Raw genomic sequence first — 18,540 nt, 5'->3', positions numbered from 1 at the left:
ATAGGTGACAACCCCGGAGCGTGCAGAAGAATGTGTGCTGGCGGTTCAGCCCATGAAATGTGGCAAGGTGTTATGCGTTTTATCATGCAGTCCAATGCGCTGAAACCATTCAAGAAAGAATCGAAGCGCATTATACGCTGCCGAAATCAAAAAGGAAAATAAAAACCTCGTTTCAAATTATGGACAAAACGCGTAACAAAACCGGCACGTTATGCATAAAAGTACGCAACACATTTTTTCATCACCAGGCAGGCAAAGGGGCAGCAGAACGCGCTTTTTCTCGCATTATGAGCCAGTAAAACGCGCCATTGACCCTTTCTGTCGGGGATGATTTGCGTTGCGGAAAAAATCTATCAATAATGAATTGATTGATAATAATAAAGTGTGAGCAAAACCGGATGGGAAATAAAGCGAAAGACGACGAGCTGTACCAGGAAATGTGCCGCGTGGTGGGTAAAGTGGTGCTGGAAATGCGTGACCTGGGTCAGGAGCCGAAACACATTGTCATTGCCGGCGTACTGCGCACCTCGCTGGCGAATCCCAAAATTCAGCGTTCGCCCCTCACCGAAGAGGCCATGGCGAAAGTCATTCACGCCCTTTCCGGGCATTAACGTCTTTCGCCGGCGGGTCAGGAAATCACGAAGCGGATCACCGCCCGGACGGCAATGTCACAGTGGTGGGCCACCATCGCTTCGTCGTCGATGGCGGGCAGCGGATCGTCAAGGTACAGGCTGCTGAAGGTGTAGAAATTCGACACCTGATAAAAGCTGAAGCTGCTGATTAACCGGTGCACATCGCGCGCTTCGAGTCCCGCCTGAAAGACGCCTTGCTGCTGGCCGCGCTGTAAAATGTCTTCCAGAATCGACAGGGCGGTACGATTCAGCGGTTTCAGTTCACCCGAGGTTTGTAACCACTTGCCGCGCTGCATATTCTCCATGCAAATCACCCGCATATAGTCCGCGTGGGTGGCGTGATAACGCACGCTCCAGCGCACCAGCCGCACCAGCGCCTCCACTGGCGGCACATTCTCCAGCCCCAGCTGCTGCTCGGTTTCGCGGATCCGCGCATACACATACTGCAGCACCTCCTGATAGAGCTGCTCTTTGCTTTTGAAGTAGTAAACCACCATGCGCTTGGTGGTCTGCGCCTCGGTGGCGATCTGCTCCATGCGGGCGCCTGACAGCCCGTGTTCAGCAAAGACAGCGATAGCGGCGCTGAAAATCCGCGCCTTCAGGGATTGTGCTTCATCATGAGCAACGACGGTCATGGCAACTCCTTTTTCTTGGGTGACAAAAAATACACATAATGATCACAATTTAGCAACCTAGTATGGCGCAAATGAACCAAATGATACATATTCAAGGCTCACGTCAGTTGTTGACCCGAGGACCTTATGCTGCGCTCTATCGCCACCGTTTCGATTTCCGGCACCCTGCCTGAGAAGCTGCACGCTATTGCGGCGGCGGGCTATCAGGGTGTGGAAATTTTCGAGAACGATCTGCTCTATTATACGGGGACGCCGGCGGAAATCCGCCAGCTTGCCGCCGATTTAGGGTTGAAAATCACGCTTTTTCAACCCTTTCGCGATTTTGAAGGCGCCAGCCGGGCGCAGTTTGCGGCGAATATGACCCGCGCTCGGCGCAAGTTTGCCCTGATGCACGAGCTGGGCTGCGACACGCTGCTGCTGTGCAGCAATGTGCAGCCGGACTGCTCGGCGGATAGCGAATTGCAGGTCGCGGACCTGCGGGCGCTGGCAACGCTGGCGGAAGAAGAGGGGATCACCATCGGCTATGAGGCCCTGGCCTGGGGAACCCATGTGAACCGCTGGCAGCAGGCCTGGGAGCGGGTGCGGCGGGTGGACAGCCCGGCGCTGGGCCTGGTGCTCGACAGCTTCCATATTCTGGCCCGCGGCGACACCCTGGATGCGCTGCTGTCAGTGCCGGTGGAGAAAATCACCTTTGTTCAGCTCGCCGATGCGCCGTACATGAAAATGGATCTCCTCGAGTGGAGTCGCCACTTCCGCTGCTTCCCCGGGCAGGGCGAGCTGCCGCTGGAGGCGTTTGCCGAGCAGATCACCCGCTGCGGCTATCGCGGCCCCTGGTCGCTGGAGATCTTCAATGACGGTTTTCGCGCCTCGCCGAACGGCGCGACGGCTAAAGATGGTTACCGTTCGCTGCTGTGGCTGGAGGAGCAAACCCGCCGTCGGCTCCCGACGTGCAATGCCGATCTGTTTTCACCGCCGCCGCTGCCGGTCTATCACGGGCTGGAGTTTATCGAGTTTGCCGCCAGCGCTGCCGAGGCGCAGCGCCTGGGGCAGCATCTGCAGGCGCTGGGTTTTCAGCACGAGGGAAGCCACCGCTCCAAACAGGTGACGCTGTGGCGCAACGGCGGGGCGCGGATCGTCATCAACCATCAGCCCCACAGCTGGGCCGATCATTTCTATCAACGCCACGGCGTTTCGCTCTGCGCCATGGCGCTGCGGGTCGATCGCAGTGCGCCGATTGTTGCCCGCGCCCGCGCGCTGGGGTATGCCACCTGGCAGGGCGATGCCGGGCCGAACGAAACGCCGATCCCGGCGATCTGCGCCCCGGACGGTAGCCTTATCTATCTCATCGACGCCGGGGAGGCGATCTATGAGCGCGATTTTCATCTGCGCGACGGGCTGACGGTGCGCGAGGATTATCTCGGTATCGACCATCTGGCGCTGGGGATGGAGGCCGACAGCCGCGACAACTGGGTGATGTTCTTCCGCACCGTGTTTGGTTTTACCCTTGAGCATGAGCAGACGCTGCCGGACCCGTATGGACTGGTGCGCAGTCTGGCGGTGCGCAGCCCGCAGGGCGATATTCGTCTGGCGCTGAATATTTCGCAGAGCCGGGCGACGCAGATCGCCCGCTCGGTCGCCTGCTACCAGGGGGCGGGGCTGCAGCATGCGGCCTTTGCCTGCCGCGATCTGCCGGCCACCTGCGACCAGCTTGCCGAGGTTGCCCGCCATGCGCTGCCGATCCCGGCCAACTATTATGACGATCTGCTGGCGCGCTTCGGCGGCGAGCTGGACGTTGGGCAACTGCAGCGGCGGCAGCTCCTCTACGACCGCGATCCGCAGGGCGGGGCCTTCCTGCATCTTTATACCCGCCCCTTTACCGCCGGGCGCTTTTTCTTTGAGTTAACCGAACGACGGGCCGGCTACGCGCTCTATGGCGCGGCGAATGCCGCCGTCCGTCTGGCGGCGATGCAGTATTGTTAGCCCGAATCAAATGGTTCATTATGCCTTAAACACAATAACAACATCCTCTGTACCCGAGACAGGAACTGACTATGAGCTCATATAGCCCTAACCCGACGGCTGCCGCCCAGCCTGCCGTCACCGTGCGCCGCTCCCGGCGGCGCATCGGCATCCTTGCGCTGTTGGCCGTTGGTACCATGATCAACTACCTCGATCGCACCGTGCTGGGGATCGCCGCCCCAAAGCTCACCGGTGAGCTGGGGATTGACCCGGCGATCATGGGTATCCTTTTTTCCGCCTTCGCCTGGACCTATGCCCTGGCGCAGATCCCCGGCGGGCTGTTTCTTGACCGCTTTGGCAACAAAGTGACCTATTTTCTGTCGCTGACCCTGTGGTCGCTGTTTACCCTGTTCCACGGCATGGCGGTGGGGTTGAAAACACTGTTGCTGTGTCGCTTCGGACTCGGCATTAGTGAAGCGCCGTGCTTTCCGGTCAACAGCCGGGTGGTCAGCGCCTGGTTCCCGCAGCATGAGCGAGCGAAAGCCACAGCGGTGTACACCGTAGGGGAATACCTCGGGCTGGCCTGCTTTGCGCCGCTGCTGTTCTGGATCATGGACGGCTTCGGCTGGCGGGTGTTGTTCGTCAGCGTCGGCGCGGTCGGTATTCTGTTTGCCCTGGTGTGGTGGCGCTGCTACCGCGAACCGCATGAAGATCCGCGCCTCAGCCAGCAGGAGCGCGAGCATATCGAAAACGGCGGCGGCCTGAGCGCCCCGACGGACCAGCAGGTGGCGTTCAGCTGGCCGCTGGTCCGCCAGCTGCTGAGCAAACGGCAGATCATCGGCGCCAGTATCGGCCAGTTTGCCGGCAATACCGTGCTGGTATTCTTTCTCACCTGGTTCCCGACCTGGCTGGCCACCGAGCGGCATATGCCGTGGCTGAAGGTCGGCTTCTTCTCCATCCTGCCGTTTGTCGCCGCCGCCGGTGGGGTGATGTTTGGCGGCTGGATCTCCGACAAACTGCTCAAGGCCACCGGATCGGCCAACCTTGGTCGTAAGCTGCCGATCGTCGCCGGTCTGCTGATGGCCAGCTGCATTATCACCGCCAACTGGCTGCAGAGCGACGTGGCGGTGATCCTGGTGATGTCGTTTGCCTTTTTTGGTCAGGGAATGGTGGGGCTTGGCTGGACGCTGATCTCCGATATTGCCCCGAAGGGGCTGGGCGGCCTGACCGGCGGCCTGTTTAACTTCTGCGCCAACCTCGCGGGGATCCTCACCCCGCTGGTGATCGGCTTTATCGTTGCCGGGTTCGGCAATTTCTTCTACGCGTTGATCTACATCGGCGGTGCCGCGCTGCTGGGCGTGGTGGCCTATCTGTTTATCCTCGGCGACGTCAAACGTATCGAGTTATCGCAGTAAGCAAAGGAGCAAGGCATGGTGATTAGTGGAAATACGCGGCTGATAGCGCACCTTGGCTATCCGACCGCCAGTTTTAAGGCGCCGATGATCTATAACCCGTGGTTCGTCGACCAGCAGGTGGACGTAAAGGTGGTGCCGATGGGGGTCAGGCCGGAGGACTACGCCGCGTTTATTCCGCCGCTGTTTACGATGACCAACATCATCGGCGCGCTGGTGACGATGCCGCATAAAATCGCCACCTGCGATCTGGTGCAGCGCCTGAGCCCGACGGCGGCTATCGCCGGCGCCTGCAACGCCATCCGTCGCGAGGCCGACGGCAGCCTGAGCGGGGATATGTTCGATGGCGACGGCTTTGTGCTGGGCCTGCGCCGTAAAGGGTTTAACCCGCAGGGGACGCGGGCGCTGGTGGTCGGCAGCGGCGGGGTGGGATCGGCTATCGCCGCCTCCCTCGCGGCGGCGGGAGTCAGCGCCCTGACCCTGTACGATACCCGGCCCGAGGTGGCGCACGCCCTCGCCGGACGGCTGCATCAGCACTATCCGCAGCTCGATATCACCCTGATGCAGCCCGATCCTGCCGGACACGAGCTGGTGGTCAACGCCACCCCGCTGGGGATGAAGGCCAGCGATCCGCTGCCGCTGGACGTTGACCGTCTGGCGCCAGGCACCTGGGTGGGGGAGGTCGTCATGACCCAGGAGTACACCCCGCTGCTGAGGGCCGCTCAGGCGCGACAGTGCCATATCCAGCGCGGGACTGACATGTTGTTTGAAATGATCCCCGCCTATCTGCGCTTTTTCGACCTGCCGGTAGCCACCCCCGAGCAGCTGCGTGCGCTGGCAGAAATTCGCTACTGACGCGACGGCAAACCGGGTAATATAGCGTTATATTATCCGGTTTATAGCGACTCTCTATGATGTCCACTCCTCTCACGCTGCTGGCGGCGGGAAGCCTGAGAAGCGCTTTCCTGCCGCTGGTGGCGCACTTTCAGCAGCACACTGGCCTGGCGGTCGATGCGCAGTTTGGCCCTGCCGGCCTGCTGCGCGAGCGGATCGAGGCCGGGGCGCCGTGCGCGGTTTTTGCGTCCGCCAACGCGGCGCACCCGCAGGCACTGCTGCAGGCCGGTCTGGCGCAGGAATGCCAGGGATTTGCCGGCAACCAGCTGATGCTGACCGCCCGGCGGTCGCCGGACAACGATGGCCTGGACTGGCTGGCACTGCTCTGCACACCCCGCCTGCGGCTGGCGACCTCCACGCCGGGATGCGATCCGTCGGGAGATTATACCTGGCAACTGTTTGCCCGAATTGAGGCGCATTATCCTGGGTTGGGCACTGCGATAGCCGGGCGAGCGCAGCCGCGGGTCGGCGGCAGAGACTCACTGAGCGTGCCGCCGGGCGAGATAGCCGGCGCGTGGCTTATTCGCCAGAACCTGGCAGATCTGTTTATCGGCTACGCGCACTATGGCCCCGTGCTGGCCGCCAGCGACGATCTGCGTACCCTGACCATCCCGGCGCCGTGGAATATTCGCTGCGATTACCAGCTGGCGCGCCTCAGGACGGATCCCGCCGCGCTGGCCCTGTATCGCTTTATCCTCGGCGACGTTGGCCAGAAGTATCTCCGGCAAGCGGGTTTTATGCCGTTCAGCGACGCAGAGTAAACCCCGGCGCCAGCAGAGGGGACGCGGAGGCGGCATGGTGGATCAGACGTACCGGCAGGCCGTACGCTTGCCGGAGGTGCGTTTCGCTCAGCACGTCGGCGGTCTCGCCTGCCAGCCACTGGCCCTCCGGCAGAAGAAGCAGCGTATGGCTGGCCACCTGCAGCGCATGGTTTGGATCATGGGTGGTGAACAGGACTGTGCGCGCCTGGCGGTGGGCGAGGTCGCCGATCAGCTGCAGCACCACCTGCTGATTCGCGAGGTCCAGCGCCGAGCAGGGCTCATCCAGCAGGATATTCTGGCTGGCGCTGACCAGCGCGCGGGCAATCAGCACCAGCTGCTGCTGGCCGCCGGAGAGGGCGCCGAAGTCATCTCCGGCCAGGGCGGCAATCCCCAGCTGCGCCAGCGCGTTCTCAACCCGCCGGGCATCCTCCTCGCCCGGCTGGGCAAAGAGATCCACATGACGGGCGCGGCCCATCAGCACGACATCGCTCACGCGCCAGCGAAAAGCGGGACGAAACGACTGCGGGACCAGGGCGACGCCGCCCTCACACTGCACCTGGCCGCCCAGCGGCGGCAACACGCCGGTCAGGGTGTCCAGCAGGGTACTTTTTCCCCGGCCATTGGCGCCCAGCACCGCCCAGATCTCACCGGGCCGGCAGGCCAGCGTGAGCGGGGCGAAGAGCGGCTGACGGTGGCCGTAGCGTAGCGCTTCCAGCGATAATGAGCTGTTCATCGGGCGGTACTCCGGCGCCGGGATTGCACCAGCAACGCGGTAAACAGCGGCGCCCCGAGCAGGGCAGTGATGATCCCGATCGGGATTTCCGCCTGGGTCAGCGTGCGCGCCAGATCGTCCACCACCAGCATCAGGGCGGCGCCAAGCCAGAAGGCGGTAGGCAGCAGGCGACGATGGTCAGCGCCCACCAGCAGGCGGGCGAGGTGCGGGACCACCAGACCCATCCAGGCGATGCTGCCGCTGACCGCCACCTGGGCTGCCACCAGCACCGCACAGCACACCAGCACGCCGCGACGCAGCGCGGCCACCGGTACGCCAAGACTGCGGGCATCGCGTTCCTCCAGGGCCAGCAGGTTGATTCGCCAGCGCAGCTTCCACAGCACTCCGGCGGCCACCGCCATGGGCAGGAACATAAGCAGTACCTTATGCCAGCTGGCGGTCGCGAAGCTGCCGAGCAGCCAAAAAACAATGTTCGGTAACGTCTCTTCGCTATCGGCGAGGTACTGCATCAGGCTGACCAGCGCGGCGAAGAAGCCGCTGAGAATGATCCCGGACAGAATCAGCCCCAGCGTGCTGTCCCGCCCCTGCAGGGCGGCGAGGGCGTAAATCAGCCCCAGCGCGACGAGGCCGAAGAAAAAGGTCGAGGCCATCATCAGCAGACTGCCGACGCCCAACAGGATCGCCAGCGTACCGCCGAAGGCGGAGCCGGCGGTCACCCCGATGATGTGCGGGTCCACCAGCGGGTTCTGGAACACGCCCTGCAAGGTGGCGCCGCACAGCCCCAGCGCGCCCCCGGCCAGCAGGGCCATGACCACGCGCGGCAGGCGAACCGACCAGACGATCTGCCCGATCACCCCTTCACCTGGCGGCAGATGGACCAGGGTGTGCCCAACGGCGCGCAGGCTTAACGGGTACTGGCCGAAACAGAGCGAGACGACCGCGATCGCCAGCGTCGCCAGCGCCAGGCTACCCTGCAACCGCCAGGGATGGAGGTTAGCGCGCATCTGGCGTCCACGCCACGCGGTAAAAACGCTGATAGTAATCCCTGGCTTTACTGTCCACATCGATGTTCTGATAGCGCGAAGGATAGAGTTTTTTCGCCATCCACAGCTCGCCCAGCGCCAGGGCCTCCGGCATCGGGTAACCCCAGGCTTTGGCGTACTCCGGCATCAGCCACACGCGGTGGTGTTTCACCGCATCGATCGCCTGCCACTGCGGATCGTTCTCTATCTGTTTGACCACCTGCGGATAACGGTCCTGGACGAAGATCACTTGCGGGTTCCACTCCAGCACCTGCTCCAGCGACACCTGACGGGCGCCTTTTACGCTGGCGGCCGCCACGTTCAGCGCCCCGGCGTGCGCCATCATCAGCCCGGTGTATTTACCGGCGCCGTAGGTATTCAGATCGGGGTTGGCCATATACACCCGCACCCGCTGGTTCGGTGGAATATCGGCCACCGGCGCATTGGCTTGTTTGCGCGCCTCGAAGGTGTAGTGAATCAGCGCCTCGGCCTCGGGCTGGCGTTCGACGACCTCGCCGATAAGGCGGATCCCCTCCACCAGCCCGGCGTTATAGGCCTGCTCTTCGTCTGCCATGGCGGGGTTCATTTTATTTTTTTCACTCGCGGCGTCCTGGCGCAGCGAGATGGCCACCACCGGGATCCCGGCCTGTTGGATCTGCGCGATCATCGCCGGCGGCGCATAGTTGGCGACAAAAACCACCTGCGGACGCAGCGCCAGCAGGCTTTCAATATTGACCTGGGTGAGATCGCCCGGCGTCGCCAGTTGCCCGATCTCGGGCATAAAGCGGGCGAACTGCGGCCCGAGCTGTTTTTTCCAGCTGCTTAAGACGCCGACGATATCCTCGGCGGCATGCAGTTGCACCAGCAGGTTGAGCGTCTGATGCTGCAGAACCACGACGCGGGTGACGTGGTCTGGGAGGGTGACCTGGCGACCCAGCTGGTCGGTGACGGTGCGGTCGGCAAAGGCCTGGCCGGTGAACAGGCTGGCGCTGAGCAGCGTCAGGCCCAGCAGTAAGGGGTGTTTTGACATGGTGTGGCCCGAATGGCGTGAAAAATTCGTTATGTATTAAATTATATAACGTAGCCGGGCGCAATGGTTGATCGCATTTACCCTCATCACGATCAAGGCATTTCGTACCACACTTCTTCCTCTTCCATGCGGGCCTCTATCTGCCTCGCCACCCTCTGCAGCGCAGGGAGATGCTTCTGCGCCGCCTGCTCAATGGTCATTGCGCTGGCGATATAGACCAGGTTCAGGCAGCCGATAACCCGCTGCTGGCTGCAGACCGGCACGGCGATGGAGGCGATTTTCTCCTCCTGCTGCCAGCCGCGGAAGTTTTCACCGTAGCCGTTCTGGCGGGTGCGGGCGAGGATCGCCGCCAGCCGTTCCGGTTCGCGGGCCAGCTGATACTCAGCTTCCGGACACGCGGCCAGCATGCTGACAATGGCGTCGCGCTCTGCGTCGGGGGCAAAGGCCAGCCACGTCAGCCCGGAGGCGGTGAGCAGCAGCGGCAGCCGCCGTCCGACCATCGCGCGGTGAAACGACAACCGGCTGAAGCGGTGGGTGGTCTCGCGCACCACCATGGCGTCGACGTCGAGGGTGGTGATGTCTGTCGGCCATTGCACCTCGCGTAGCAGCTCGCCGAGCAGCGGCGTGGCAAGGGCAGAAATCCAATGTTCGTCACGAAATCCATCGCTCAGCTGGCGGACGTTAATGGTCAACCGGAAGCTGTCATCGGAGCGGCTGCGGCGGACAAAACCCTCCTCCTGCAGCGTCTCCAGCAGCCGGCGCACGGTGGTGCGATGCAGGCCGCTAAACTCCGCCAGCAGGCCCGGCGTCGCGCCGCCGTCGAATTTATTTAACAATTTTAATAACAATAAACCCCGGCTTAACCCGCGCACCGTTTTGTACTCAGTGGACCCATCGTCACGCATAAATCCTTCCTTAAAATGCTTTATAAACAGAGTCGTGCACCTGGTGCACATTCGGTGATGTTTTGATTGTAGCCGAAAACCCCCGCCCTATACTCAGCCCATTATAAAAATACGTTTACACATGATTAACAAATTGCCTGTCAGCCGGGCAGTTTCCGAGTCGTGAGGTCGCTGAGAATGACAACATCTACACCCGATATTCAACCCGCCGTGCAGCATACCGCTCAGGTCGCCATCGCCGGCGCCGGTCCGGTTGGCCTGATGATGGCCAACTACCTTGGCCAGATGGGCATCAGCGTGCTGGTGGTGGAAAAGCTCGACACACTGATCGATTACCCGCGGGCCATCGGCATTGACGATGAATCCTTGCGGGCGATGCAGGCGGTGGGACTGGTGAATGACGTGCTGCCGCACACCACGCCGTGGCACGCCATGCGCTTTCTGACCCCGAAGGGGCGCTGCTTTGCCGATATCCAGCCGATGACCGATGAGTTTGGCTGGTCGCGGCGCAACGCCTTCATTCAGCCGCAGGTCGATGCGGTGATGTATCACGGTCTGCAGCGTTTCCCGCAGGTCCGCTGCCTCTTCTCCCGCGAAGTGGAAGCCTTTAGCCAGAACGGTGACGGTGTCACGTTAAATATCAAAGGGCCCGATGGCGAGCGGGAGACGGTGCGCGCGGACTGGCTGGTGGCCTGCGACGGCGGCGCCAGCTTTATTCGTCGTACGCTGAACGTCCCCTTCGAAGGCAAGACCGCGCCGAATCAGTGGATCGTCATCGATATCGCCAACGACCCGCTGGCCACCCCGCACGTTTACCTGTGCTGCGACCCGGTGCGACCCTACGTTTCCGCCGCGCTGCCCCATGGCGTGCGCCGCTTTGAATTTATGGTGATGCCCGGAGAAACCGAAGCCCAGCTCAGCGAGCCGCACAATATGCGTCGTCTGCTGAGCAAAGTACTGCCGGACCCGGACCGCGTCGAGCTGATCCGCCAGCGGGTCTATACCCATAACGCCCGCCTTGCCGAACGCTTTCGCATTGACCGGGTGCTGCTGGCCGGCGATGCGGCGCACATCATGCCGGTCTGGCAGGGCCAGGGGTACAACAGCGGCATGCGCGACGCCTTCAACCTGGCGTGGAAGCTGGCGCTGGTGGTCAACGGTAAAGCGGGAGAGGCGCTGCTCGACAGCTACCAGCAGGAGCGCCGCGACCACGCGAAAGCGATGATTGATCTGTCGGTCACCGCCGGCCACGTGCTGGCGCCGCCGAAGCGCTGGCAGGGGGCCGTGCGCGACGGCCTCTCCTGGCTGCTGAACTACCTGCCGCCGGTGAAGCGCTACTTCCTCGAAATGCGCTTTAAGCCGATGCCGCAGTACCGCGAGGGGGCACTGCTGATCGACGCCGCCGGCAAGACCTCGCCGGTGGGCAAAATGTTTATTCAACCGCAGGTGACGCTGGAGAGCGGCGAGAGCGTGCTGCTCGACGACGTCATCGGCGCGAATTTCGCCATTATCGGCTGGGGCTGCAACCCGCAGTGGGGGCTCGACGCCGGGCAGATCGCCCGCTGGCGCGCGGCCGGAGTGCGCTTTATCCAGGTGGTGCCGGAGGTGCAGATCCATCGCGAGCAGGATAACGCCCCCGGCACGTTGCGGGTGGGCGATACGCAAAACCGCCTGAAGAGCTGGTTTGCTCAGCATAACACCGCCATTGCCGTGGTCAGACCGGACCGCTTTGTCGCCGCTCTCGCCATCCCGCAGACCCTCGGCGCGCAGCTGACCGCGCTGGCGGAAAAAATGACTCTCGCGGTCGGAGACACCGCCCACGCTGAAGAGAAGGTGGCCTGATATGCATGCCTATTTGCACTGTCTCTCCCACACTCCGCTGGTGGGATTCGTCGACCCGGAGCAGGCGGTCCTTGATGAAGTGAACGGGGTGATTGCTGACGCCCGGCGGCGGATCGCCGCCTTCGATCCCGAGCTGGTGGTGCTCTTCGCCCCCGATCACTACAACGGTTTTTTCTATGACGTGATGCCGCCGTTCTGCCTCGGCGTCGGCGCCACCGCCATCGGCGACTTCGCCAGCGCCGCCGGCGACCTGCCGGTGCCGACCGAGCTGGCGGAAGCCTGCGCCCACGCCGTGATCAACAGCGGTATCGATCTGGCGGTGTCGTACAACATGCAGGTGGACCATGGCTTCGCCCAGCCGCTGGAATTTCTGCTGGGCGGCCTGGATCGCCTGCCGGTGCTGCCGGTGTTTATTAACGGCGTCGCCACGCCGCTGCCGGGTTTTCAACGTACCCGGCTGCTGGGCGAGGCGATGGGCCGCTTCCTCAACACCCTCAATAAGCGGGTGCTGATCCTCGGCTCGGGCGGACTCTCGCACCAGCCGCCGGTGCCGGAGCTGGCGAAAGCCGACGCCCATCTCCGCGATCGCCTGCTCGGCGGCGGCAAACAGCTGCCGCCGGACGAACGCGAACTGCGCCAGCAGCGGGTGATCAACGCCGCCAGGCGGTTTACTGAAGACCCGCACTCGCTCCATCCCCTCAACCCGGTCTGGGACAACCGCTTTATGAGTCTGCTGGAGCAGGGGCGGCTGGCGGAACTGGATGCGATCGGCAACGACGAGCTGTCGGCGATGGCCGGCAAATCGACGCACGAAATTAAGACCTGGGTGGCCGCCTTTGCCGCGCTATCCGCTTTTGGCCGCTGGCGCAGTGAAGGCCGCTATTACCGACCGATCCCCGAGTGGATCGCCGGGTTCGGCTCGCTGAGCGCCACCACCGAGATTTGATTAACCGGGAGACTAACATGAGCTATCAACCGCAAACCGAAGCCGCCACCAGCCGATTCCTCAATGTCGACGAGGGGGACCGCGCGCTGCGCATCCATATCAATGACTGCGGCGACGGGAAAGAGACTGTGGTCATGCTGCACGGATCCGGGCCGGGAGCCACCGGCTGGGCCAACTTCAGCCGCAATATTGACCCGCTGGTCGAGGCGGGCTATCGCGTGCTGCTCCTCGACTGTCCGGGGTGGGGAAAGAGCGATTCGATCGTTAACAGCGGCTCGCGTTCGGATCTCAACGCCCGCATTCTGAAAAGCGTGGTCGATCAGCTGGGGATCGATAAAGTCCATCTGCTGGGCAACTCGATGGGCGGCCATAGCGCGGTGGCCTTCACTCTGAGCTGGCCGGAGCGGGTGGCTAAGCTGGTGCTGATGGGCGGGGGGACCGGCGGCATGAGCCTGTTCACGCCGATGCCGACGGAGGGCATCAAGCTGCTGAACGCCCTGTACCGCGAGCCGACCATAGAAAACCTGAAGAAGATGATGAGCATCTTCGTCTTCGACACCCGCGACCTCACCGAGGCGCTGTTCGAGGCGCGTCTCAACAATATGCTGTCGCGCCGCGATCATCTGGACAACTTCGTCAAAAGCCTCGAAGCCAACCCGAAGCAGTTTCCTGACTTTGGCCCGCGGCTGGGCGAAATCAGCGCGCCAACCCTGATCGTCTGGGGACGCAACGACCGCTTCGTGCCGATGGACGCCGGGCTGCGCCTGCTCGCCGGGATCGCCGGTTCGGAACTGCATATTTACCGCGACTGCGGCCACTGGGCGCAGTGGGAACATGCCGACAGTTTTAATCAGCTGGTGCTCAATTTCCTCGCACGGGCTTAAGGAGTTAATGATGACTTTTTCTCTTGACGCGCTGGCCCGGCAGTTGCGCGATGCCGAACAGACCGGCCAGGCGATCGCCCCGCTGCGCGATATCCTCGGCGTCGACAACGCCGACGCTGCCTACGCCATCCAGCGTCTGAACGTTCAGCATCACGTGGCCCATGGCCGGCGGGTGGTGGGCCGCAAGGTGGGCCTGACCCATCCCAAAGTGCAGCAGCAGCTGGGCGTCAATCAGCCGGACTTCGGCACTCTGTTTGCCGACATGTGCTACGGCGACAACGCCGAGGTGCCGTTTGGTCGCGTGCTGCAGCCCAAAGTGGAGGCCGAGATCGCCCTGGTGCTGAAGCAGGATCTGCCGCATGCCGATACCACTTTTGATGAACTGTATAACGCCATCGAATGGGTGCTGCCAGCGCTGGAGGTGGTGGGCAGCCGCATTCGCGACTGGTCAATCGGCTTTGTCGACACCGTCGCCGATAACGCCTCCTGCGGCCTGTACGTCATTGGCGGCCCGGCGCAGCGCCCGGCGGGACTGGATCTGAAGCAGTGCGCCATGCACATGACCCGCAACCAGGAGCTGGTCTCCAGCGGTCGCGGCAGCGAGTGCCTGGGACATCCGCTGAACGCCGCAGTCTGGCTGGCGCGCAAGCTGGCCAGCCTTGGCGAACCGCTGCGGGCGGGAGATATCGTGCTGACCGGGGCGTTAGGCCCGATGGTGGCGATTAACGAAGGGGACAGCTTTGTCGCCCATATCGAAGGTATTGGCTCAGTCGCGGCACGTTTCGTCGCCGCCGGAGAAGGACATCATGATGCGTAAACGTAAAGTCGCCATTATCGGCTCCGGGAATATCGGCACCGATTTAATGATTAAAATCCTGCGCCACGGCCAACATCTGGAGATGGCGGTGATGGTCGGCATCGACCCGCAGTCGGATGGCCTGGCCCGCGCCCGGCGCATGGGCGTCGCGACCACCCACGAAGGGGTGGGCGGCCTGATGCAGATGGCGGAATTTGCCGACATCGATTTTGTTTTTGACGCCACCAGCGCCGGGGCACACATCAAAAACGATGCCGCGCTGCGCGAAGCGAAGCCGGGGATCCGCGTCATCGACCTGACGCCGGCGGCGATTGGCCCGTACTGCGTACCTGTGGTCAACCTCGCGGCCAATCTCCATCAGGGCAACGTCAATATGGTGACCTGCGGCGGGCAGGCGACCATCCCGATGGTCGCCGCGGTCTCGCGAGTGGCGAAGGTGCATTACGCGGAGATCGTGGCCTCGATCGCCAGCCAATCCGCCGGGCCGGGCACGCGGGCCAATATTGACGAATTCACCGAAACCACCTCGCAGGCGATTGAAAAAGTCGGCGGCGCGGGCAAGGGCAAAGCGATTATTGTGCTGAACCCGGCGGAGCCGCCGCTGATGATGCGCGATACCGTCTATGTCCTGAGCGAGCTGGCGTCGCAGGAGGCCATTGCCGCCTCGATCGCCGAAATGGCGGCGGCAGTGCAGGCTTACGTCCCAGGCTACCGGCTGAAGCAGCAGGTGCAGTTTGAGGTTATCCCCGAGGATAAGCCGGTCAACCTGCCCGGCGTCGGCTGTTTTTCCGGCCTGAAAACCGCGGTTTACCTCGAAGTGGAAGGGGCGGCGCACTATCTGCCAGCGTACGCGGGCAACCTCGATATTATGACCTCGGCGGCGCTGGCGACGGCGGAACAAATGGCCGGGGCAATGCACAGCGCGGCGGGAGCGACAGCATGAACGGTAAAAAACTTTATATCTCGGACGTGACGCTGCGCGATGGCATGCACGCCATTCGTCACCAGTATTCCCTGGCGCAGGTGCAGCAGATCGCCGGCGCGCTGGATAAGGCTGGGGTCGACTCCATCGAAGTGGCCCATGGCGATGGCCTGCAGGGATCCAGCTTCAACTACGGCTTTGGCGCTCACAGCGACATCGCCTGGATTGAAGCGGCGGCGGAGGCGGTCAGCCAGGCGAAAATCGCCACCTTACTGCTGCCGGGCATCGGCACGCTGCACGATCTGAAAGCGGCGTATCAGGCCGGAGCGCGGGTGGTGCGGGTCGCCACCCACTGCAGCGAAGCGGACGTCGCGGCGCAACATATTGCCTATGCCCGCGAGCTGGGAATGGACACCGTCGGTTTTCTGATGATGAGCCATATGATCTCCCCGCAGGCACTGGCGCAGCAGGCGCTGAAGATGGAATCTTATGGCGCGACCTGTATCTATGTGGTGGATTCCGGCGGGGCGATGAACATGAACGACATTCGGGACCGTTTCCGTGCCCTGAAGGCGGTGTTGAAGCCGGAGACCGCCACCGGGATGCATGCCCACCATAACCTGAGCCTCGGGGTGGCGAACTCTATCGCCGCGGTGGAAGAGGGGTGCGATCGCATTGACGCCAGCCTGGCCGGGATGGGCGCGGGGGCGGGCAATGCGCCGCTGGAGGTGTTTATTGCCGCCGCCGACAAGCTCGGCTGGCAGCATGGCACCGATCTCTACGCCCTGATGAACGCGGCCGATGATCTGGTGCGGCCGCTGCAGGACCGTCCGGTGCGTGTCGACCGCGAAACGCTGGCGCTGGGCTACGCCGGGGTCTACTCCAGCTTCCTGCGCCACAGCGAAGCGGCGGCCGAGCGCTATGGCCTCAGCGCGGTGGATATTCTCGTCGAGCTGGGCAAGCGGCGGATGGTCGGCGGTCAGGAGGATATGATCGTCGACGTCGCGCTGGATCTGCTTAACCGTAATAAATAACGAAAAACGTGCGGCTGACAAAGCATCAGCCGCCAGTCACCTGCTCCGTTTGTTCGGCTATCGCCAAGGTACCCTATGACCAAGATAACGACTGCAAACCCCTCGCGCCTGGTGGTCACCATCGGGCTCTGTTTTATGGTGGCCCTGATGGAAGGGCTGGATCTGCAGGCGGCGGGGATTGCCGCCGTCGGCATGGCGCAGGCCTTTGCGCTGGATAAAATGCAGATGGGCTGGATCTTCAGCGCCGGGATCCTCGGCCTGCTGCCCGGCGCGCTGGTGGGCGGCATGCTGGCGGACCGCCACGGGCGCAAGCGCATTCTGCTGGGGTCGGTGCTGCTGTTTGGCCTGTTCTCGCTGGCCACCGCGGTGGCATGGAGCTTCCCGACGCTGCTGCTGGCGCGCCTGCTCACCGGCGTCGGGCTCGGGGCGGCATTGCCGAACCTGATTGCCTTAACCTCGGAAGCCGCTGGCTCACGCTTCCGCGGCCGGGCGGTAAGCCTGATGTACTGCGGCGTGCCCATTGGCGCCGCGCTGGCGGCGGCGCTGGGCTTTTCCGGTTTCGCCGCGGCCTGGCAGACTATTTTCTGGATTGGCGGCGTGGTCCCGTTACTGCTGATCCCGCTGCTGATGCGTTGGCTACCGGAGTCGCAGGCGTTTCAGCGCGCGGAGGCCAGCGTGCCGCTGCGCACTCTGTTTGCCCCGGGCCAGGCCGCCGCCACCCTGCTGCTGTGGCTGGGTTATTTTTTCACCCTGCTGGTGGTCTATATGCTGATCAACTGGCTGCCGATGCTGCTGGTGGGCCAGGGATTCCGCGCCAGCCAGGCGGCGGGGGTGATGTTCTCTCTGCAGATCGGCGCCGCCTGCGGCACGCTGCTGCTGGGAGTGCTAATGGATAAGCTCACCCCGCTGCGGATGTCGCTCCTGATCTACAGCGGGATTCTGGCTTCCCTGCTGGCGCTGGGCAGCGCGTCGTCGCTGAACGGAATGCTGCTGGCGGGGTTTGTCGCCGGGCTGTTTGCCACCGGCGGCCAGAGCGTACTCTATGCCCTGGCGCCGCTTTTTTACCCCGCAGCGATCCGCGCCACCGGGGTCGGCACCGCCGTGGCGGTGGGCCGTCTTGGGGCGATGAGCGGCCCGCTGCTGGCCGGCAAGATGCTGGCTCTCGGCACCGGCACCGTCGGGGTGATGGCGGCCTCGGCGCCCGGCATTGTGCTGGCCGGCGTGGCGGTGTTCTGGCTGATGCATCGCCAGCAGCGCGCCGCGATTGTCTGAGACGCATCCGGCGGTCTGGCAAAAAAATGCCTGTCCGCCGCCTTGCCTGTCCGCGTCACCTGGCCTATGGTAAGACATCATTCCCTGACGCTTATCGTCCCTATGGCTTACACCTCCCGTTTGCTCAATGCTATCCCCGGCATCCGCCACGCTTTTCTCGATGTCCATGAAACCGCCGCCTTTCCCTATGCCGAGCTGGCTCCGGTGAAGCTGGTGCATGGTAATGAGGTTCATCATTATCAGCAGCCGCTGCCGACGCGCCCGCACGCCGACGCGGTGTTTACCGCGGTGGCCGGGCAAAAGGTGGGGGTGGTGACCGCCGACTGTCTGCCGATGCTGATCGCCTCGCGCGACGGTCGCTTCGTCTGTAGCGTGCATGCCGGCTGGCAGGGGCTGGCCAGCGGTATTGTCGACAATAGTCTGGCCTGTTTTCGCCAGCAGGGGGTGGCATTGGCCGATCTGGTCATCGCCGTGGGGCCGCATATTCACCCTTGCTGTTACGAAGTCTCCGCCGCATTTTATCAGCAACTGCTGGACCAGCCCGGCGGTGATCGGGTGGCCCGCCATCGCCAGCGGCTGTTTCATTCCCGTTCGGGCCCGGTCAGCGATCCGCTCAAAGCCGCCGCACGCGGCAGCGATAATCTGTGGTTTGATCTGCGCGCCTTTGCCGAAGCGATCTTCGCAGAGGCGGGAGTGTCGCCGGCGAGCGTTGAATGGCTGGGGAGTTGCACCTACTGCACCCCGCAGTCGCTGGGCTCCTACCGACGCCGGACCCATTTTCCGGCGCCGAAGAGCTTTCAGTATTCGTGGATCCTGCGCGAGGCCTGAGGCGCGCTCGCG

At 63.1% G+C, this 18,540-nt stretch carries 19 protein-coding genes; 14 read left to right on the top strand and 5 right to left on the bottom strand.

Annotated features, from left to right (window positions below; all coding sequences use genetic code 11):
* The first annotated feature begins 30 nt into the window (after positions 1 to 30).
* Positions 31 to 162 (top strand): hypothetical protein, encoded by a 132-nt coding sequence (locus CWM54_RS28455; RefSeq protein ID WP_004217210.1) that lies wholly within the window; start codon positions 31 to 33, stop codon positions 160 to 162.
* 236 nt (positions 163 to 398) lie between these two features.
* A complete protein-coding gene (fumD, locus tag CWM54_RS07670) occupies positions 399 to 611 on the top strand; it encodes a fumarate hydratase FumD (protein WP_061154252.1) in 213 nt (70 codons plus the stop codon).
* A gap of 17 nt (positions 612 to 628) precedes the next feature.
* Here the strand turns inward: fumD and CWM54_RS07665 are convergent, their stop codons facing one another.
* Positions 629 to 1,267: a TetR/AcrR family transcriptional regulator gene (locus CWM54_RS07665; RefSeq protein WP_008804472.1), complete on the bottom strand. Its 639-nt coding sequence runs from the start codon at positions 1,265 to 1,267 to the stop codon at positions 629 to 631.
* A gap of 126 nt (positions 1,268 to 1,393) precedes the next feature.
* Here CWM54_RS07665 and CWM54_RS07660 point away from each other — a divergent pair, with 126 nt between their 5' ends.
* From CWM54_RS07660 to CWM54_RS07645, 4 genes are all read left to right on the top strand, one after another.
* Positions 1,394 to 3,247, top strand: a complete 1,854-nt coding sequence (locus CWM54_RS07660) for a bifunctional sugar phosphate isomerase/epimerase/4-hydroxyphenylpyruvate dioxygenase family protein (RefSeq protein ID WP_100696657.1) — start codon at positions 1,394 to 1,396, stop codon at positions 3,245 to 3,247.
* 71 nt (positions 3,248 to 3,318) lie between these two features.
* On the top strand, positions 3,319 to 4,641 hold the full coding sequence (locus CWM54_RS07655; RefSeq protein WP_061154254.1) for an MFS transporter: 1,323 nt from the start codon (positions 3,319 to 3,321) through the stop codon (positions 4,639 to 4,641).
* Between the two features lie 15 nt (positions 4,642 to 4,656).
* Positions 4,657 to 5,493: a shikimate dehydrogenase family protein gene (locus CWM54_RS07650; protein ID WP_100680511.1), complete on the top strand. Its 837-nt coding sequence runs from the start codon at positions 4,657 to 4,659 to the stop codon at positions 5,491 to 5,493.
* A gap of 56 nt (positions 5,494 to 5,549) precedes the next feature.
* Entirely contained in the window at positions 5,550 to 6,293 is a 744-nt protein-coding gene (locus CWM54_RS07645) for a substrate-binding domain-containing protein (RefSeq protein WP_100696655.1), read from the top strand.
* On the opposite strand, the gene CWM54_RS07640 is transcribed toward CWM54_RS07645, so the two are convergent.
* The 4 genes from CWM54_RS07640 to CWM54_RS07625 form a co-directional block, all read right to left on the bottom strand.
* On the bottom strand, positions 6,277 to 7,026 hold the full coding sequence (locus CWM54_RS07640) for an ABC transporter ATP-binding protein (RefSeq protein WP_061154256.1): 750 nt from the start codon (positions 7,024 to 7,026) through the stop codon (positions 6,277 to 6,279). The two genes, CWM54_RS07645 and CWM54_RS07640, sit on opposite strands and share 17 nt — an antisense overlap.
* On the bottom strand, positions 7,023 to 8,030 hold the full coding sequence (locus CWM54_RS07635) for a FecCD family ABC transporter permease (RefSeq protein ID WP_100696653.1): 1,008 nt from the start codon (positions 8,028 to 8,030) through the stop codon (positions 7,023 to 7,025). The genes CWM54_RS07640 and CWM54_RS07635 overlap by 4 nt, the downstream gene beginning before the upstream one ends.
* The gene (locus CWM54_RS07630; protein ID WP_100696651.1) at positions 8,020 to 9,078 is read right to left on the bottom strand and encodes an ABC transporter substrate-binding protein; all 1,059 of its coding nucleotides are present in this window, start codon (positions 9,076 to 9,078) and stop codon (positions 8,020 to 8,022) included. Before CWM54_RS07630 ends, CWM54_RS07635 begins: the two co-directional genes overlap by 11 nt.
* A gap of 92 nt (positions 9,079 to 9,170) precedes the next feature.
* A complete protein-coding gene (locus CWM54_RS07625; protein WP_100696649.1) occupies positions 9,171 to 9,983 on the bottom strand; it encodes a DNA-binding transcriptional regulator in 813 nt (270 codons plus the stop codon).
* Between the two features lie 177 nt (positions 9,984 to 10,160).
* Between CWM54_RS07625 and CWM54_RS07620 the strand changes: the two genes are divergently transcribed.
* The 8 genes from CWM54_RS07620 (at position 10,161) to CWM54_RS07585 (ending at position 18,528) form a co-directional block, all read left to right on the top strand.
* Positions 10,161 to 11,825: a bifunctional 3-(3-hydroxy-phenyl)propionate/3-hydroxycinnamic acid hydroxylase gene (locus CWM54_RS07620; RefSeq protein ID WP_100696648.1), complete on the top strand. Its 1,665-nt coding sequence runs from the start codon at positions 10,161 to 10,163 to the stop codon at positions 11,823 to 11,825.
* Between the two features lies 1 nt (position 11,826).
* The gene (mhpB, locus tag CWM54_RS07615; protein WP_100680505.1) at positions 11,827 to 12,771 is read left to right on the top strand and encodes a 2,3-dihydroxyphenylpropionate/2,3-dihydroxicinnamic acid 1,2-dioxygenase; all 945 of its coding nucleotides are present in this window, start codon (positions 11,827 to 11,829) and stop codon (positions 12,769 to 12,771) included.
* A 17-nt stretch (positions 12,772 to 12,788) separates the two neighbouring features.
* The gene (gene mhpC, locus CWM54_RS07610; protein WP_100680504.1) at positions 12,789 to 13,655 is read left to right on the top strand and encodes a 2-hydroxy-6-oxonona-2,4-dienedioate hydrolase; all 867 of its coding nucleotides are present in this window, start codon (positions 12,789 to 12,791) and stop codon (positions 13,653 to 13,655) included.
* 10 nt (positions 13,656 to 13,665) lie between these two features.
* On the top strand, positions 13,666 to 14,472 hold the full coding sequence (gene mhpD, locus CWM54_RS07605) for a 2-keto-4-pentenoate hydratase (RefSeq protein WP_100680503.1): 807 nt from the start codon (positions 13,666 to 13,668) through the stop codon (positions 14,470 to 14,472).
* The gene (mhpF, locus tag CWM54_RS07600; protein ID WP_023297812.1) at positions 14,465 to 15,415 is read left to right on the top strand and encodes an acetaldehyde dehydrogenase; all 951 of its coding nucleotides are present in this window, start codon (positions 14,465 to 14,467) and stop codon (positions 15,413 to 15,415) included. The genes mhpD and mhpF overlap by 8 nt, the downstream gene beginning before the upstream one ends.
* Positions 15,412 to 16,428, top strand: a complete 1,017-nt coding sequence (gene mhpE / locus CWM54_RS07595) for a 4-hydroxy-2-oxovalerate aldolase (protein ID WP_100696646.1) — start codon at positions 15,412 to 15,414, stop codon at positions 16,426 to 16,428. The genes mhpF and mhpE overlap by 4 nt, the downstream gene beginning before the upstream one ends.
* Positions 16,429 to 16,503: 75 nt before the next feature.
* On the top strand, positions 16,504 to 17,700 hold the full coding sequence (gene mhpT / locus CWM54_RS07590) for a 3-(3-hydroxy-phenyl)propionate transporter MhpT (protein ID WP_100696644.1): 1,197 nt from the start codon (positions 16,504 to 16,506) through the stop codon (positions 17,698 to 17,700).
* 102 nt (positions 17,701 to 17,802) lie between these two features.
* The gene (locus CWM54_RS07585) at positions 17,803 to 18,528 is read left to right on the top strand and encodes a polyphenol oxidase family protein (protein WP_041165350.1); all 726 of its coding nucleotides are present in this window, start codon (positions 17,803 to 17,805) and stop codon (positions 18,526 to 18,528) included.
* Positions 18,529 to 18,540: the final 12 nt, after the last annotated feature.

Origin of the sequence: Klebsiella sp. D-Nf1 (genome assembly GCF_002810515.1) — a bacterium.
GTDB classification, from domain to species: Bacteria; Pseudomonadota; Gammaproteobacteria; order Enterobacterales; family Enterobacteriaceae; genus Klebsiella; species Klebsiella variicola.
The sequence above is the reverse complement of the archived record's forward strand: the minus strand, read 5'-3'. Positions and strand labels throughout refer to the sequence as shown.